The sequence below is a fragment of the Nocardia sp. NPDC004260 genome (assembly GCF_053603155.1).
In genome coordinates this window covers 1-16,564 of record NZ_JBSGEZ010000007.1, presented here as the reverse complement: position 1 = coordinate 16,564, position 16,564 = coordinate 1, and the positions used below count along the sequence as shown (strand labels likewise).

The 16,564-nt window shown below is 66.5% G+C and carries 18 protein-coding genes; all 18 read left to right on the top strand.

What is annotated here, in order from left to right:
- Position 1: 1 nt before the first annotated feature.
- The 18 genes from ACWEO7_RS06365 to murA all read left to right on the top strand — a co-directional run bounded on the left by ACWEO7_RS06365 (position 2) and on the right by murA (position 16,071).
- The gene (locus tag ACWEO7_RS06365; protein WP_452421275.1) at positions 2-190 is read left to right on the top strand and encodes a hypothetical protein; all 189 of its coding nucleotides are present in this window, start codon (positions 2-4) and stop codon (positions 188-190) included.
- 422 nt (positions 191-612) lie between these two features.
- Positions 613-843 (top strand): 50S ribosomal protein L31, encoded by a 231-nt coding sequence (gene rpmE, locus ACWEO7_RS06360; protein WP_039796334.1) that lies wholly within the window; start codon positions 613-615, stop codon positions 841-843.
- A gap of 81 nt (positions 844-924) precedes the next feature.
- On the top strand, positions 925-1,995 hold the full coding sequence (prfA, locus tag ACWEO7_RS06355) for a peptide chain release factor 1 (protein ID WP_452421273.1): 1,071 nt from the start codon (positions 925-927) through the stop codon (positions 1,993-1,995).
- 25 nt (positions 1,996-2,020) lie between these two features.
- Complete coding sequence (prmC, locus tag ACWEO7_RS06350; protein WP_379252169.1) at positions 2,021-2,899, top strand: peptide chain release factor N(5)-glutamine methyltransferase; 879 nt, start codon at positions 2,021-2,023, stop codon at positions 2,897-2,899.
- A gap of 549 nt (positions 2,900-3,448) precedes the next feature.
- Complete coding sequence (locus tag ACWEO7_RS06345; RefSeq protein WP_450016493.1) at positions 3,449-4,117, top strand: L-threonylcarbamoyladenylate synthase; 669 nt, start codon at positions 3,449-3,451, stop codon at positions 4,115-4,117.
- Positions 4,114-5,271, top strand: coding sequence for a glycosyltransferase family 4 protein (locus tag ACWEO7_RS06340; protein WP_355073701.1), 1,158 nt, complete (start codon positions 4,114-4,116; stop codon positions 5,269-5,271). The genes ACWEO7_RS06345 and ACWEO7_RS06340 overlap by 4 nt, the downstream gene beginning before the upstream one ends.
- A gap of 11 nt (positions 5,272-5,282) precedes the next feature.
- Positions 5,283-5,738 carry a hypothetical protein gene (locus ACWEO7_RS06335; protein WP_355073702.1) on the top strand — a complete coding sequence of 152 codons (456 nt, stop codon included), beginning with the start codon at positions 5,283-5,285 and terminating at the stop codon, positions 5,736-5,738.
- 270 nt (positions 5,739-6,008) lie between these two features.
- Positions 6,009-6,857, top strand: a complete 849-nt coding sequence (gene atpB, locus ACWEO7_RS06330; protein WP_452421271.1) for a F0F1 ATP synthase subunit A — start codon at positions 6,009-6,011, stop codon at positions 6,855-6,857.
- A gap of 80 nt (positions 6,858-6,937) precedes the next feature.
- Positions 6,938-7,186, top strand: a complete 249-nt coding sequence (locus ACWEO7_RS06325; RefSeq protein ID WP_450016318.1) for an ATP synthase F0 subunit C — start codon at positions 6,938-6,940, stop codon at positions 7,184-7,186.
- A gap of 5 nt (positions 7,187-7,191) precedes the next feature.
- Positions 7,192-7,752 carry a F0F1 ATP synthase subunit B gene (locus tag ACWEO7_RS06320; RefSeq protein WP_452421269.1) on the top strand — a complete coding sequence of 187 codons (561 nt, stop codon included), beginning with the start codon at positions 7,192-7,194 and terminating at the stop codon, positions 7,750-7,752.
- Between the two features lie 19 nt (positions 7,753-7,771).
- Positions 7,772-8,581 (top strand): F0F1 ATP synthase subunit delta, encoded by an 810-nt coding sequence (locus ACWEO7_RS06315; RefSeq protein WP_452421267.1) that lies wholly within the window; start codon positions 7,772-7,774, stop codon positions 8,579-8,581.
- Between the two features lie 54 nt (positions 8,582-8,635).
- Positions 8,636-10,273 carry a F0F1 ATP synthase subunit alpha gene (gene atpA / locus ACWEO7_RS06310; RefSeq protein WP_452421265.1) on the top strand — a complete coding sequence of 546 codons (1,638 nt, stop codon included), beginning with the start codon at positions 8,636-8,638 and terminating at the stop codon, positions 10,271-10,273.
- A 126-nt stretch (positions 10,274-10,399) separates the two neighbouring features.
- Positions 10,400-11,371: a F0F1 ATP synthase subunit gamma gene (locus ACWEO7_RS06305; protein WP_450016310.1), complete on the top strand. Its 972-nt coding sequence runs from the start codon at positions 10,400-10,402 to the stop codon at positions 11,369-11,371.
- Between the two features lie 79 nt (positions 11,372-11,450).
- Positions 11,451-12,899, top strand: coding sequence for a F0F1 ATP synthase subunit beta (gene atpD / locus ACWEO7_RS06300; protein ID WP_450016308.1), 1,449 nt, complete (start codon positions 11,451-11,453; stop codon positions 12,897-12,899).
- A gap of 6 nt (positions 12,900-12,905) precedes the next feature.
- The gene (locus ACWEO7_RS06295) at positions 12,906-13,283 is read left to right on the top strand and encodes a F0F1 ATP synthase subunit epsilon (protein ID WP_355073713.1); all 378 of its coding nucleotides are present in this window, start codon (positions 12,906-12,908) and stop codon (positions 13,281-13,283) included.
- Between the two features lie 251 nt (positions 13,284-13,534).
- The gene (locus ACWEO7_RS06290) at positions 13,535-13,957 is read left to right on the top strand and encodes a DUF2550 domain-containing protein (protein ID WP_039796346.1); all 423 of its coding nucleotides are present in this window, start codon (positions 13,535-13,537) and stop codon (positions 13,955-13,957) included.
- A gap of 58 nt (positions 13,958-14,015) precedes the next feature.
- Positions 14,016-14,582: a cob(I)yrinic acid a,c-diamide adenosyltransferase gene (locus tag ACWEO7_RS06285; RefSeq protein ID WP_452421263.1), complete on the top strand. Its 567-nt coding sequence runs from the start codon at positions 14,016-14,018 to the stop codon at positions 14,580-14,582.
- 229 nt (positions 14,583-14,811) lie between these two features.
- Complete coding sequence (gene murA, locus ACWEO7_RS06280) at positions 14,812-16,071, top strand: UDP-N-acetylglucosamine 1-carboxyvinyltransferase (RefSeq protein WP_450016304.1); 1,260 nt, start codon at positions 14,812-14,814, stop codon at positions 16,069-16,071.
- The last annotated feature ends 493 nt before the right edge of the window (positions 16,072-16,564 follow it).

The window sequence follows — 16,564 nt, the reverse complement described above, 5'->3', positions numbered from 1 at the left end:
CGTGACAACGGCCGAAAGGGTCCCGCCGCTGCGGGACCCTTTCGGCGTCTGGGGAGCGAAGAAGACGAAGCCGACCGTGGCCGCGCCGCCGATGAGGAGAGCGATGATCAGGGCGCAAGACCTCGCGTCGGGATCGGGGGCGGCGGATTCCGAGGTGTGGACGTACACGGCGTTCTTCGGCGCGGGATAGTTCGGGGTCGCGGCGAGCGCGGATACACCGACGGCCACCGAGAGAATCAGCAGAACGAAAATCGCGGCCGCGATCCGGACGTTCACGGGGTCTCCTTTCCTGTCTCGGCACGCCGATGTGCACCAGGTCTGCAACTCTATGAACGAATTCGTTCACATTCGTGAGTAGCGGACTACCCGACTTCAGGGTCCAGGAGGTGGCGCGGATTCGCGTGCCCGGACTTCCGGGGGCGTGAACGATGGGGGAGTACCTGGGGCGGGAACAAACCACTCGCCGGGGGCGTTTTGGGAGCGTAACGGCAGTTCTGGCATACTGAACGGTCGTTGCGTCTGCTCAGGTGAGCAGAGCTCCCGCCTAGTCGGTTCCGGTTCACGCTTCGCGTTCGCGCGGGCGACCCGGCGACCACAATCGAGAGGACATCCATGAAGGCAGGAATTCACCCGACGTATGTCGACACCACGGTCGTCTGTGGTTGCGGCAACACCTTCCAGACTCGCAGCACCAAGGAGTCGGGACACATCACCGTCGAGGTCTGCTCGCAGTGCCACCCGTTCTACACCGGCAAGCAGAAGATCCTCGACACCGGTGGCCGCGTGGCCCGCTTCGAGGCTCGTTACGGCAAGCGTGCCGGCAAGAAGGCCGACGCCAAGTAGCTTCCTCGCCGACGCCCGGTCCTGCCCCGCAGGCCGGGCGTCGGTGTTTTGTATGGACAGCTACCAGGAGAAGGAAGCACTGTGACGCAACCGTCCGCCATCGACGACATTCTGGCCGAGTACGCCGGCCTGGAGACGCAGCTGGCCGATCCGTCGCTGCACAACGATGCGGGCGCCGCGCGCCGGGTCGGCAAGCGATTCGCCGAGCTGGCCCCGGTCATGGCCACCTATCGCAAGCTGGAGACGGCCCGCGGCGACTTGTCCGCCGCGCGGGAACTCGCCGCCGACGACTCCGCGTTCGCCGCGGAGGTCCCGGATCTGGAACGACAGGTCGAGGAACTGGAACAGGCTCTCGCCGACCTGCTGGCCCCGCGCGACCCGCACGACGGCGACGACGTCGTGCTCGAGGTGAAGTCCGGCGAAGGCGGCGAGGAGTCCGCGCTGTTCGCCGCCGACCTGGCCCGCATGTACGTGCGGTACGCCGAGCGCCACGGCTGGAAGGTCGAGATCCTCGATGCCGCCCTGTCCGACCTGGGCGGATACAAAGAGGCGACGCTGTCGATCAAGAGCCGCGACGCGGCGCGCGACGGTGTCTGGTCGCGATTCAAGTTCGAGGGCGGTGTGCACCGGGTGCAGCGCGTCCCGGTGACCGAATCGCAGGGCCGCATCCACACCTCGGCGGCGGGCGTGCTGATCTACCCGGAACCCGACGAGATCGAAGAAGTGCAGATCGACGAGTCCGATCTGCGCATCGACGTGTACCGCTCCTCCGGCAAGGGCGGTCAGGGCGTCAACACCACCGATTCCGCGGTGCGCATCACCCACCTGCCCTCCGGCATCGTGGTCACCTGCCAGAACGAGCGTTCCCAGCTGCAGAACAAGGCGCGCGCCATGCAGGTCCTCGCGGCGCGTTTGCAGGCACTGGCGGAAGAACAGGCCGATCAGGAGGCCGCGGCGGGCCGCGCCAACCAGATCCGCACGGTGGACCGCTCCGAGCGCATCCGCACCTACAACTTTCCGGAGAACCGGATCACCGACCATCGGATCGGCTTCAAGGCGCACAACCTCGACGCCGTGCTGGACGGGGAACTCGACGCGCTGCTCGACGCCCTGGGGAAGGCGGATCGCGAAGCGCGTATGGCCGCGGAATGATCGTCGTTCGGGCAGAGTCGGTGTCATGTCCACGAGCCGAGTAGCGCTGCGCCCCGTCATCAACGACGCCATCGAGACGTTGCGGACCGCCGGGGTGCACAGCCCGCGGGCCGACGCCGAACATCTCGCCGCGCACGTCCTCGGCGTGGAGCGGACCAGGCTGGTGCTGACGCCGCTCGTCCCGCCAGGCAAGTTGGACGAGTACCGCGAGTTGGTCGCCCGCCGGGCACGGCGAATCCCGTTGCAGCACTTGACCGGAACGGCCGTGATGGGTGCGCTCGATCTCGCGGTCGGCCCCGGCGTCTTCGTGCCGCGCCCGGAGACCGAGTTGCTGTACGCCTGGGCGCTGGCGCAGCTGGAGGCGCTGCCGCACGATCACACGCCGATCGTCGTCGACCTGTGCACCGGATCGGGCGCGCTCGCACTGGCCCTCGCGCACGCCCGCCCCGACGCCGAAGTGCACGCCGTGGAACTCGATCCCGCCGCGCAGGTCTGGGCTCGGCGCAACGCCGACGACCGGATCGCAGCGGGCGATACCCCGATCACCCTCTACGCCGACGATGCCACCGATCCGGGCCTGCTCACCGACCTGAACGGCCGGGTGGACATCGTCGTGTCCAACCCGCCCTACATCCCGGAGGGCGCAGGTCTCGACCCCGAAGTGGCCGAGCACGATCCGTCCGTCGCCTTGTTCGGCGGCCCGGACGGATTGTCGGTGATACGCGGCATGATCCCGAACATCACCCGGCTGCTGCGCCCAGGCGGCGCCACCGCCATCGAGCACGACGACACCAACGGCTCCGGCGTAGCCGCCCTCCTCACCGCCACCGGCGCCTTCACCGACGTCGTCGAACACCCCGACCTGGCAGGCAAACCCCGCTTCGTCGCCGCAACGCATACATGAGCAAGTCCTCTGCACGATCTGCCGCGCGCCGTTGCGCACCGAATCCGTGTGGTCCTTCCCGGCGTCTGTGCTGCCGACCAAGCCCACTCCGCTGATGGTCGCGTCCTCCGACGACCGCACCGCCGCGATGAGGCAACACGACGACGCCTGCACGACTGTGGGGCGGCATCGCACGAACAGGTTGCGCGGGGCGTCTCGCGACCGGTCGCTGGGCCGAGGAACAGACGCGACACACCGGCGCGGCCTCCGCGCAGCACTGCGCAACCGAACAACGGCGGGGGATGCTCGAGACGATGGCGTGCGGTGCGGCGGAGTACGGATCCAGGCATGGTGCCGAGCCGCAAAGGTCGCATCGAGGACGCTCCCGATGCGCGGCGACAGCCGCCGCAGCCCACGTGACGACTGATTTCGCAAGCACACGGGTAACTCACCGGGCACGCCCAGAACTCGCTCGGCACCCGACGCAAGACCTGAACGCGGCTCTCTTTTCACCCAACTAGTACGGCCTGAGTTCTCGGAGAGGCGGCCCAGCATGCCAGGATGGTTGCCGTGAGTACCGTCTACGACTGCGCGGATCCCGACTCGCGCGCCGCGGGACTGTCCGCAGCCACGAGCGCCCTGAAATCCGGACGTCTGGTCGTGCTGCCCACCGACACCCTGTACGGGCTGGGCGCCGACGCGTTCGATTCGACCGCGGTGAACTCGTTGCTCGCGGCCAAGCGCCGCGGCAGGGACATGCCGGTGCCGGTGCTCGTCGGTTCCTGGCACACCATCGACGGCCTGGTGTTCTCGGTGCGCCCGCAGGCGCGCGAGCTGATCCGGGCGTTCTGGCCCGGCGGTCTGAGTCTGGTTGTGCAGCAAGCGCCTTCGCTCGCCTGGGATCTCGGTGACACCCGTGGGACGGTGATGTTGCGGATGCCGCTGCACCCGGTCGCGCTCGAACTGTTGCGTGAGGTCGGCCCGCTGGCGGTGTCCAGCGCCAACGTGTCCGGGCAGCCGCCGGCGAAGACCGCCGCCGAGGCACGCGATCAACTCGGCGATCTGGTCGGCGTCTATCTCGACGGCGGCCCGGCCGAACACGCGGTCGCGTCCACCATCGTCGACCTGACCGCCGATCAGCCGCGGATCCTGCGCGTGGGCGCGGTGCCCGTCGCCGACATCGCCGAGGTGCTCGGCATGTCGCCGGAAGCGCTCAGCGGCGCCGCGCAGCTCGGATGATGGGTTCGAGCGCCGTCGTCCCGCTCCGGGAGCTGCTCGTCGTGCTGCTCATCTCCGCGGTGGTGACGTTCCTGGCCACCGGTGGGGTGCGGGTGCTGGCGATCGGCTTCGGCGCGGTGGCCGTGCCGCGTGACCGGGACGTGCACGTCAAGCCGATTCCGCGGATGGGCGGCGTCGGCATGTACATCGGTGTGGTCGCAGCGGTGCTGTTCGCCCACCAGCTGCCCGCGCTGCGCAGCGGCTTCGACTACAAACCCAACATCCCGATCGCCGTGCTGGTGGCTGCCACGATCATCGTGCTGGTAGGCATCGTCGACGACCGCTGGGGACTCGACGCGCTGACGAAGTTCGCGGGCCAGGTGACGGCGGCGGGCGTGATGGCCGTCATGGGATTGGGCTGGTATGTGATCTACAACCCGTTCAGCAACACCACGGTGGTGCTGGACGGATTGCAGGGCGGGCTCGTTACCGTCGCGGTCACCGTCACCCTGGTCAACGCCATGAACTTCGTCGACGGCCTGGACGGCCTCGCGGCGGGCTTGGGGCTGATCGCCGCGCTCGCGGTTTTCGTGTTCTGCCTCGGTCTGATGAACGAGCAGGGCGGCTCGGTCGACACCTATCCCCCCGCGTTGCTGGCCGCCGCGCTCGCGGGTGGCTGCCTCGGATTCCTGCCGCACAATTTCCAGCCCGCGCGAATATTCATGGGCGACTCCGGTTCGATGTTGATCGGATTGATGCTGGCCGCGGTCTCGACCGGCGCCTCGGGGCGAATCCCGCTGCAGGGATACGGTCCGCGCGACATCGTCGGTCTGCTTTCTCCGCTGTTGCTGGTCGGTGCGGTGATGTTCATTCCGGTGCTGGACCTGTTGCTCGCCATTGTGCGACGGGTTCGCGCGGGCGTGAGTTTCTCGACGCCGGACAAAATGCACTTGCATCATCGCTTGCTGCAGATCGGCCATTCCCATCGCCGCGTGGTGTTGTTGATCTATTTGTGGGTCGGTGTGCTCGCGTTCGGCGCGGTCGGCACCTCGCTGATGGATCGCAGGCTGGTCGTGTTGCTGATGGCGGGCGGGCTGGTTTTCGCTTTGGTGATCACCGCTATTCCGGGGCTGCGGCGTGGGGACCCGGCGGGCGACGGATCCGCGTCCGGGTAAAGTCGGCGACTGTGAGCTTCACACCCGAACCCGTCCCCGGCCCCGACGCGCCGCTGCGGTCCGCGCTGCGCTACGGACTGATCGGCTTGGGCGTGCTGGTGGTCCTGTCGGTCGCGCTGGGCGCGGCCGTCTCGGGTGTCGCCGGCGTGTGGGGCGCGGTGCTCGGCGCCGCGATCGGCGGCGGCTTCATCCTCACCACCGCGGCCGTGGTGCTGTTCGGCGCGAAACTGCCACCGAGCACCGCGGGCCTGGTCATGCTGGTCAGCTGGGTGGGGAAGGTCCTGGTGGCGCTGATCGTCGTCGGGATCCTGCACCGATTCGACTTCTACGACCGGGTCGTGTTGTTCCTCACCGTGGTCGGCGCCCTGGTCATCGTGCTCGGCGCGGAGACGTACGGCGTTGTCCGGCAGAAGGTTCCGTACGTGACGACGACCGACTCGGAACCCACGTCCGATACCCGCCAGTAACGAAAACCCCCCACCCCCTACACGCTGTCGTAGATGACTTGGTAAAGTGTTGGTAAGCAAGCGACCAAGTCGGGGATCAGCGAGGGGTCACCGCCGAGATCCCCTGCATGGGCCGCTATGCTTACTGCCGTGCCGGGCTCCGAGGTGTGTTCCGGTTCTGCATGTCGACGAATGTCGCCGACACACGTACAGACGCCTGGTGGATTTCGAATCACCGCACAGCTGCTGACGAACTTCGAGCCGACCTGAGTCGACCCAAATTGATCGTCAATGTCCGATCGAACCGCGGGAATGACCGTACCCGCGGCCCGAACACGGGAGAGAACGCTGAGCGTCACCACACTGGCGGCCGAGTTCCACGCGCCGTCGCTTACCGACTTCTTCCCTCCAGCTGTGCTGTTCGAGGGAACGCCGTTCGAACTCGATCGATTGATGCTGATCCGCATTCTGATGACGGCTGTTCTGGTGGTTGTGATGGTGCTGGCATTCCGCTCGCCCCGGATCGTTCCGCGCGGCCTGCAGAATGTCGCCGAAATCGGCCTGGTCTTCGTCAAAGAGCAGATCTGTGAGGAGGTCCTCGGCAAGGAAACGGGACGGAAGTTCTTCCCGCTGATCGCGACGATCTTCTTCACGGTCCTCTTTCTGAACTTCTCGGGTGTCGTTCCGGGGTTGAACATCTCGTCGAACGCCCGAATCGGCATGCCGCTGGTGCTGGCCGTCATCGCGTACCTGGCGTTCAACTACGTCGGTATCAAGAAGTACGGCTTCTTGAACTACATGCGCAGCAGCATCGTCGTTCCGAACGTTCCCCCAGCACTGCATGTGCTGCTGATTCCGATCGAGTTCGTCTCGACCTTCATCCTGCGTCCGTTCACGCTGACCGTCCGACTCATGGCGAACATGCTCGCCGGCCACATCATGCTGGTGCTGTTCTTCAGCGCGACCTGGTTCTTCCTGTTCGACGCCGCCGCGTGGATGAAGGTGTTCTCGCCGTTCTCGCTGCTCGCGGGACTCGGATTCACTCTTTTCGAGCTGTTGGTCATCTTCCTGCAGGCTTACGTGTTTGCGCTGCTGACCGCCGTATACATCGGACTCGCACAGCACGCGGCCGATCACTGACCTGACACCGACACAACTACCGGAAACCTGCTACACCACGCCGACCGGCGGGTGAGCAACAGAAAGGGAATGGAAGACTCATGAGCCTCGCTTACCTGGCCCAGCAAGCCGCCACGAACGAGAGCACCTTCAAGGGCCTGGGCGCCGTCGGCTACGGTCTCGCCGCGATCGGCCCCGGCATCGGCGTCGGCATCGTCGTCGGTAAGGCCATCGAGGGCATCGCGCGTCAGCCTGAGCTCCAGGGCACCATCCGCACCAACATGTTCCTCGGTATCGCGTTCACCGAGGCCCTTGCCCTCATCGGTCTCGTCGCCGGCTTCATTTTCTGATTCCGATGTACGAGTCAGTTTTGCTCGCGGCGGCGGAGGGAGAGGATGTGAATCCTCTCCTCCCCGAAACGTACGACATCGTCTGGTCGATCGTCTGCGTCGCCATCATCGCGGCCCTGTTCTACAAGTACGTGGTCCCGCGCCTGATGAAGACGCTCGATGAGCGGTCGGACAAGATCGAAGGCGGCATCGCTCGCGCGGAAGCCGCGCAGGAAGAAGCTCAGCTCACCCTGCAGCAATACCAGCAGCAGCTGGCCGAGGCCCGGCTCGAGGCCGCGCGCATCCGGGAGGACGCGCGCACCCAGGGCCAGGAGATCCTCGCGCAGATGCGCTCGGAGGCCCAGGCCGAAGCCGATCGCATCATCGCGGCAGGCCACACCCAGCTGGAAGCACAGCGCCAGCAGATCCTGACGGAGCTGCGCCACGAGGTCGGCCGCACGGCCGTCGACCTGGCCGAGAAGATCATCGGGCAGTCGGTTTCGGACGAGGCCAAGCAGGCGGCCTCGATCGACCGGTTCCTCGACGAGCTCGACCAGACCGACGCAGGCATCGGGGTCGGAAGGTAACGACGCGAAAGTGAGAAGCATGTACGCAGCGAGCCGCGAGGCCAGTGCCCGGTCTCGGGAGGCGCTTCGGGCCGCTCTGACCGGAAGCGACAGTGCTGCGGCCACGACGGGCTCGGAACTGTTCGCCGTTGTCGCCGTGCTGGACGACCAGCGTTCGCTGCGTGTGGCGCTCGCGGACGTGTCGGTGCCGGGTTCCGTGCGCGCGGAACTGTGCGAGCGGGTCTTCGGCGGCAAGGTCAGCGCTGCCACGCTGGCAGTGCTGACCACCGCGGTGGCCCAGGACTGGTCGCGCACCTCCGACCTGGTGGACACCCTGGTGCTGCTCGGCCAGGAGGCGTTGCTGGAGTCGGCGGCCCAGCGTGGCCGGCTCGAAGCGGTGGAGGACGAGCTGTTCCGGCTCGGCCGGATCATCAGCGACAACCCCGAGTTGGAGCAGGCACTCTCGGATCGGTCGCAGCAGGCTTCGGCCAAGCGCGAGCTGGTCAACCGGCTGCTCGCCGGTAAGACGGAGCCCATCACCCTGACCCTGGCGGAGCAGGTGGTGACCAGGCAGCGGTCGGGCATCAGCGCCGCCTTCGACGAGCTGGCCGACCTCGCGGCGGCGCGTCGCAATCAGATCGTCGCGCACGTGCGCGCCGCGATCGGGCTCAGCGAGCAGCAGCGCGACCGGCTGGCCGCCTCGCTGCAGCGCATCTACGGCAAGGCGACCACGGTGCACATCCAGGTCGACCCGAGTCTGCTGAGCGGAGTCGTGGTGCGCGTCGGTGACGACGTGATCGACGGCAGCGCACTCGGCCGACTGGAGAAGCTGCGCCGGGCCCTGACCTAGCGCGCTTCCACCACCCCCGACATTCCAGACCCAGACAGCGAGAGCAGGAAGAACATGGCGGAGCTGACGATCTCCTCCGACGAGATCCGTAGCGCGATCGAGAGCTACACCCAGAGCTACACCCCCGAGACCTCCATCGAAGAAGTCGGTGTGGTCACCGACACCAGTGACGGCATCGCGCACGTCAGCGGCCTGCCTTCGGCGATGGCCAACGAGCTGCTCGAGTTCCCGGGCGGCGTGCTCGGCGTGGCGCTGAACCTCGAGGACCGTGAGATCGGTGCGGTCATCCTCGGCGAGTTCGCCGAGATCGAGGAGGGCCAGGAGGTCCGCCGGACCGGTGACGTGCTCTCGGTTCCGGTCGGCGACAAGTTCCTCGGCCGCGTGGTGAACCCGCTGGGCCAGCCGATCGACGGCCTCGGCGAGATCGAGTCCGAGGAACAGCGCGTGCTCGAGCTGCAGGCCGCCACCGTGCTGGAGCGCCAGCCGGTCGAGGAGCCGCTGGCCACCGGCATCACCGCGATCGACGCGCTGACCGCCATCGGCCGTGGTCAGCGTCAGCTGATCATCGGTGACCGCAAGACCGGCAAGACCGCGGTCTGCATCGACGCGATCCTGAACCAGAAGGCCAACTGGGAGACCGGCGACCCGACCAAGCAGGTGCGCTGCATCTACGTCGCCATCGGCCAGAAGGGCTCCACCATCGCGGGCGTGAAGGCCGCGCTGGAGCAGCACGGCGCGCTGGAGTACACCACCATCGTCGCCGCCCCGGCCTCCGATTCCGCCGGCTTCAAGTGGCTGGCCCCCTACACCGGTTCGGCCATCGGCCAGCACTGGATGTACCAGGGCAAGCACGTGCTCATCGTGTTCGACGACTTGACCAAGCAGGCCGAGGCGTACCGCGCCATCTCGCTGCTGCTGCGTCGCCCGCCGGGCCGCGAGGCCTACCCGGGTGACGTCTTCTACCTGCACTCCCGGCTGCTGGAGCGTTGCGCGAAGCTGTCCGACGAGCTGGGCGCAGGCTCGATGACCGGTCTGCCGATCATCGAGACCAAGGCCAACGACATCTCGGCGTTCATCCCCACCAACGTCATCTCCATCACCGACGGCCAGGTGTTCCTCGAGTCCGACCTGTTCAACAAGGGTGTCCGCCCGGCGATCAACGTCGGTACCTCGGTTTCCCGCGTCGGTGGCGCCGCCCAGACCAAGGGCATGAAGAAGGTGGCCGGTTCGCTGCGCCTCGAACTTGCGCAGTACCGCGAGCTGGAGGCGTTCTCCGCCTTCGCCTCCGACCTGGACGCGGCCTCGCTGGCTCAGCTGGAGCGCGGCGCCCGCTGGGTCGAGCTGCTCAAGCAGGACCAGTACTCGCCGGTGCCGGTCGAGGATCAGATCATCTCGATCTACCTGGTCGACCGTGGCTACTTCGACTCGATCCCGGTCGCGGACATCCGCCGCTTCAACGCCGAACTGCTCGAGGAGCTGCACCGCAGTGTCCCCGAGGTGTTCAAGGCGATCGAGGGCGGCAAGGTGCTCGAAGGTGAGGCGGCCGAGAAGGTCGAGGCGGCGACCAAGAAGTTCTTGGGAACCTTCCTCACCTCCGACGGCACCCCCGTGGTGAACGAGGCCGAAGCCGGCCAGCTCGACCACGAAGAGGTCGAGTCGCTGTCGGTGACCCGCAAGCACGTCGAGAAGTAACGCGGGTCGGCAAATGCGCTATTCGATCCGCGGCATGCGCGACGGGCACGAGGGTGGCAGCGACCACCTCGTGCCCGGCGGATGCCGCCAATCCCACGCAGCGAACGAAGGGAGTGTGAACCGCTGATGGCAAGCTTGCGTGAATTGCGCTCCCGCATTCGTGGTGTGAATTCGATCAAGAAGATCACCAAGGCCCAAGAGCTGATCGCGACCTCGCGCATCTCCAAGGCCCAGGCCAGGGTCGCGGCCGCGAAGCCGTACGCGGAGGAGATCACCAAGGTCCTCAGCGAGCTGGCGAGCGCGTCGAAGAACCTTTCGCATCCGCTGCTGACCGAGCGCGCCAACCCGCGCCGGGCGGCCGTGCTGGTGATCACCAGTGACAGCGGCATGTGCGGTGGCTACAACTCGAACGTGCTCAAGCGCGCGGAAGAGCTGATGACCACCTTGCGTGACGAAGGCAAAGAGCCGGTGCTCTACGTCATGGGCAACAAGGGCCTGACGTACTACGCCTTCCGCAATCGCTCGTACGTGTCGGCGTGGACCGGGTTCTCGCAGCAGCCGAAGTACTCCGATGCTTCGTCCGCGTGCCACCACCTGGTCGACGCCTTCATGGCCGGCTCCGACGGGGCGGTGCCCGCTCCGAACGGGACGGGCGACATCGCCGGTGTCGACGAGCTGCACGTCGTGTACACCCGCTTCGTCTCGATGCTGACGCAGACCCCGGAGGTGCGCCGGTTGGCGCCGATCCAGGTGAGCTACGTCGACGAGAAATTCGACCTGGGTGAGGACATCGTGTCGGATTCACCGACCGCGGAGGTCCACGCGCAGTACGAATTCGAGCCCGACGCCGATGTGCTGCTGGCGGCGCTGCTGCCGAAGTACGTCAACACGCGCATCTACGCGTCGTTGCTCGAGGCAGCGGCATCCGAGTCAGCGGCTCGGCGCACCGCAATGAAGGCCGCCACCGACAACGCCAATGAACTCGCGAGCGTGCTCCAGCGCGAGGCGAACTCGGTGCGCCAAGCCCAGATCACGCAGGAAATCAGCGAAATCGTCGGCGGCGTGAACGCGCTGGCGTCGAGCTCGGACCGCGACTGAGCGCCACCCGCGGCCTGAGCGACGGGCACATAGAAGGCCCCTCGAAGGCCGCACATCGACACGGAGAGAACCAACACCAATGACCGCAGCTGTCACTCAAGACAACACGAGCCGGACCGGCGGCGCCGCAGGCCGCGTCGTCCGGGTCATCGGCCCCGTCGTGGACGTCGAGTTCCCGCGCGGAGCCATTCCCGAGCTGTTCAACGCTCTGCACGCCGAGATCACCCTGACCTCGGTGGCCAAGACCCTGACCCTCGAGGTCGCCCAGCACCTCGGCGACAACATCGTGCGCACCATCTCGATGCAGCCGACCGACGGCCTGGTCCGCGGTGCCACCGTCACCGACACCGGCAAGCCGATCTCGGTGCCGGTCGGTGACGTGGTCAAGGGCCACGTCTTCAACGCCCTGGGCGACTGCCTGGACACCCCCGGCCTCGGCCGCGAGGGCGAGCAGTGGGGCATCCACCGCAAGCCGCCGTCGTTCGACCAGCTCGAGGGCAAGACCGAGATCCTGGAGACGGGCATCAAGGTCATCGACCTGCTCACCCCGTACGTGAAGGGTGGCAAGATCGGTCTGTTCGGTGGCGCCGGCGTCGGCAAGACCGTTCTGATCCAGGAGATGATCACCCGTATCGCGCGGGAATTCTCCGGCACCTCCGTGTTCGCCGGCGTCGGCGAGCGCACCCGTGAGGGCACCGACCTGCGCCTGGAGATGGAGGAGATGGGCGTCCTCCAGGACACCGCTCTCGTCTTCGGCCAGATGGACGAGCCGCCGGGCACCCGTATGCGGGTCGCGCTCTCGGCCCTGACCATGGCCGAGTACTTCCGCGACGTGCAGCACCAGGACGTGCTGCTGTTCATCGACAACATCTTCCGGTTCACCCAGGCTGGTTCCGAGGTGTCGACCCTGCTCGGCCGCATGCCCTCCGCCGTCGGTTACCAGCCCACGCTGGCCGACGAGATGGGTGAGCTGCAGGAGCGCATCACCTCGACCCGTGGTCGGTCGATCACCTCCCTGCAGGCCATCTACGTGCCCGCCGACGACTACACCGACCCGGCTCCGGCGACCACCTTCGCCCACCTCGACGCGACGACCGAGCTCTCCCGCCCGATCTCGCAGAAGGGCATCTACCCGGCCGTCGACCCGCTGACCTCGACCTCCCGCATCCTGGAGGCCTCGATCGTCGGCGAACGGCACTTCCGGGTGGCCAACGAGGTGAAGCGGATCCTGCAGAAGTACAAGGAACTGCAGGACATCATCGCCATCCTCGGTATGGACGAGCTGTCCGAAGAGGACAAGGTGCTCGTCGGCCGCGCCCGTCGTCTGGAGAAGTTCCTCGGCCAGAACTTCATCGTGGCCGAGAAGTTCACCGGTCAGCCGGGTTCGGTCGTGCCGCTCGAGCAGACCATCGACGACTTCGACCGCGTCTGCAAGGGTGAGTTCGACAACTACCCGGAGCAGGCCTTCAACAGCTGCGGTGGTCTCGACGATGTCGAGGCGGCCGCGAAGAAGATCCTCGGAAAGTAGTCACCGATGGCGGAAATGTCAGTCGATCTCGTCGCGGTCGAACGACTGCTCTGGTCCGGCCAGGCGACGTTCGTCAGCGCGCAGACCACCGAGGGCCAGATCGGCATCATGGCCGGGCACGAGCCGTTGCTCGGCCAGCTGGTCGAGGGCGGCACCGTGGCGATCGTGGACACCGATGGTCAGCGGGTCGTCGCCGCGGTGCACGGCGGCTTCTTCTCGGTGACCGCGAACTCGGTTCGGGTGCTCGCCGAGTCGGCGGAATTCGCCGACGAGGTGGACGTCGAGGAGGCCCGCCGGGTGCTGGCCGACTCCGACGCCAGCGAGGAGCAGCAGCGAGCCGCTCAGGCTCGGGTGCGCGCGGTCGAGCAGAACGCGAACGCCTAGCAACAACCTGTCATCGAGAACGATCGCTGTCGGCGGTGAAGCTTCCTTCACCGCCGACAGCGTCTTTCAGGCGAGTCGGACACGGCCGGGGCATTTGTGAACTCGGGGCCGTGATTGAATGACCGCACGCGGTGTCAGCATCGGGCTCGGGGCGAAAGCCCGCGAAATCACGAAAAGCTGGTACACCGCCAATCGAATGCCGTGGACGACACGGCGGCGGAGCGAAGGGACGTACGGCATTGCAAACCGGGATGGTTCTCCTGATCATTCTGGTGCTAACGCTCGTGTTCCTCGCCCTGGCCTCGACTTACCGCCTGATCATGTTGCGGCGCGGCGGAACTGCCGCGATCCTGCGCGTACTGCCCGCCCGCGGCGGTCAGGGGTGGCGGCACGGCCTGATCCGCTATGACGAGGATCGTCTCGTCTTCTTCAAACTCACCAGCCTGAAACTCGGCCCGGATTCCACCATCCGGCGTCAGGGCATCGAGATCGGCGATCGCCGCGGCCCCCGTGGCGACGAATACGACATCATGACCGACGACATCGCAGTGATCGCGGTGTCCGACCGCGCGGGCGACTTCGAGTTGGCCCTGGATCGCGACTCTTTGACCGCCTTCCTCTCCTGGGTGGAGTCCCGCCCCTCCGATCGCACCCGGCGGATGCCGGGGCTGTAGTTCCCGGTCCGACGGCTATTGGCGGGCCCGCGCAGGCCGCGCCCGTTAGGGTTGTGCTGTGAGCGTGCATTTGACCCGGATCTACACGCGGACCGGCGATGACGGGACCACGGGATTGAGCGACTTCTCCCGGGTCGCGAAGACCGACCAACGCCTGGTCGCCTACGCCGATTGCGATGAGACGAACGCCGCCATCGGCGTCGCGATCGCCCTCGGCGGCCCGGACGAAATGATGCTCGCGGTGCTGCGGCAGATACAGAACGATCTGTTCGACGCCGGGGCCGACCTCTCCACCCCGGTGATCGCGGAGCCGAAGTACCCGCCGCTGCGGGTCACCCAGCCCTACATCGATCGGCTCGAAGCGTGGTGCGACGAGTTCAACGCCGGGCTGCCTGCGCTCGATTCGTTCATCCTGCCCGGCGGCACTGCGCTGGCGGCCCTGCTGCACACCGCGCGTACGGTCGCCCGCCGTGCGGAGCGCTCGGCCTGGGCGGCGATCGAGTCCCATCCGGAGGACACCAACGCGCTGCCGGCCAAGTACCTCAATCGCCTCTCGGATCTGCTGTTCATCCTGAGCCGGGTCGCCAATCCCGGCGGCGATATCCTGTGGAAGCCCGGCGGGTAACGGCCGGGCGTCTGATCGCGTAGCACCCGAGGCGAGTACCCGAGCGATCACTGGGTATCGCTGGCAAGGTGACGAGACCACCTCGTCGATCGCAGTACGCCCATCCCGCGGCACTCGCACGAACGGCGAAAACGTCCGGAGGCGAGGGGAGTCGTGGAGAGGCGGCACCGTGGTGCGCCGCCCCAACTATCCTTGCACCAACAGTGCGCCGAATACGCGGAGAGGCGGCATGGAACGGTTTTTGGTTACCGGCGGAAATCGACTCGTCGGTGAGGTCACGGTCGGGGGCGCCAAGAACAGCGTCCTCAAACTGATGGCCGCTGCGCTGCTGGCCGAGGGCACCACCACGATCACGAACTGCCCGGACATCCTCGACGTGCCGCTGATGGGTGATGTCCTACGCGGTCTCGGCTGCGACGTGACCATCGACGGCGGAGTGGTCGCCATCACCACGCCCGCCGAACCGAAGTATCACGCGGACTTCCCCGCGGTGACCCAGTTCCGCGCGTCGGTGTGCGTGCTCGGTCCGCTGATGGCGCGGTGCAAGCGCGCCGTCGTGGCGCTGCCCGGCGGTGACGCCATCGGCTCCCGCCCGCTGGACATGCACCAGGCCGGTCTGCGCCTACTCGGCGCGACGAGCGAGATCGAGCACGGTTGTGTGGTCGCCAAGGCCGACGAATTGCAGGGTGCGCGCATCCGCTTGGATTTCCCCTCGGTCGGCGCGACCGAGAACATCCTCATGGCGGCGGTGCTCGCCGAGGGCGAGACGGTGATCGACAACGCCGCGCGCGAGCCCGACATCGTCGACCTGTGCAACATGCTCGTCCGGATGGGCGCGCGGATCAGTGGCGCGGGCACGTCGGTGCTCACCATCCAGGGGGTCGAACGTCTAGAGCCCACCACGCACCGCGTCATCGGGGACCGCATCGTTGCCGCGACTTGGGGCATCGCCGCGGCGATGACCCTTGGCGACATCCGCGTCACCGGCGTGAATCCCAAGCACCTGTCGCTGGTGCTGGACAAGCTGCGGTCCGCGGGTGCGCGCATTTCGTTCGAGCAGGACGGCTTCCGGGTGGTCCAGGCGGAGCGTCCGCGCGCCGTGAATTTCTCGACCCTGCCGTTCCCCGGTTTCCCGACCGACTTGCAGCCGATGGCCATCGGGCTCGCGTCGATCGCGGACGGGACCTCGATGATCACCGAGAACATCTTCGAGGCGCGCTTCCGGTTCGTGGAGGAGATGATCCGGCTCGGCGCCGACGCGCGCACCGATGGGCACCACGCGGTGGTTCGTGGGATCCCGCGGTTGTCGAGCGCTCCGGTGTGGTCGTCGGATATTCGAGCCGGCGCGGGTCTGGTGCTCGCGGGCTTGGTCGCCGACGGGACCACCGAAGTGCACGACGTCTTCCACATTGATCGCGGATATCCGAATTTCGTCGAGCAGCTGCAGGCGCTCGGTGGCGATGTGAGGCGCGTCGGCGTCGCGGATTGAGTGCCGCGGCGTCCGGGTCGGTGGCGAGTTACCAAAAGCGTTCCGAAAAATGCGTCCTGACCAGGCGATTTGACATGACGCACGCAGACACGTAACTTATTCCAAGTCAGAGCGACACGGACACCGACCCGGAGCCGAGAAGCTGAGCGGAAACGCTGAGTGGGAGGCCAGGGAAACGAGGTAGGACGAGGAGCGCCTGACGGTCACACTAGCTCGAACGAGACCCCAGTTTGCAACTGGGTTCACGGCTGAGCTAAGCTGGAAAAGTTGCTTCACCGATCAATCGGCTTAAACCGGGCGATGGTGGATGCGTGTGTTCTTTGAGAACTCAATAGTGTGTCGATGAATGTCAGTGCCAATTATTTTTGGTTTCGGCTCTTCATACCCCCGTGTGGAGTGTCGGATATTTTTTGTCAGCTAATTTTCCGGCTGGCGATTGTTTTGCTGGGTTTTCGGACTCTAGTTTAGATATTTCTGATTCACCCTTTTGGGG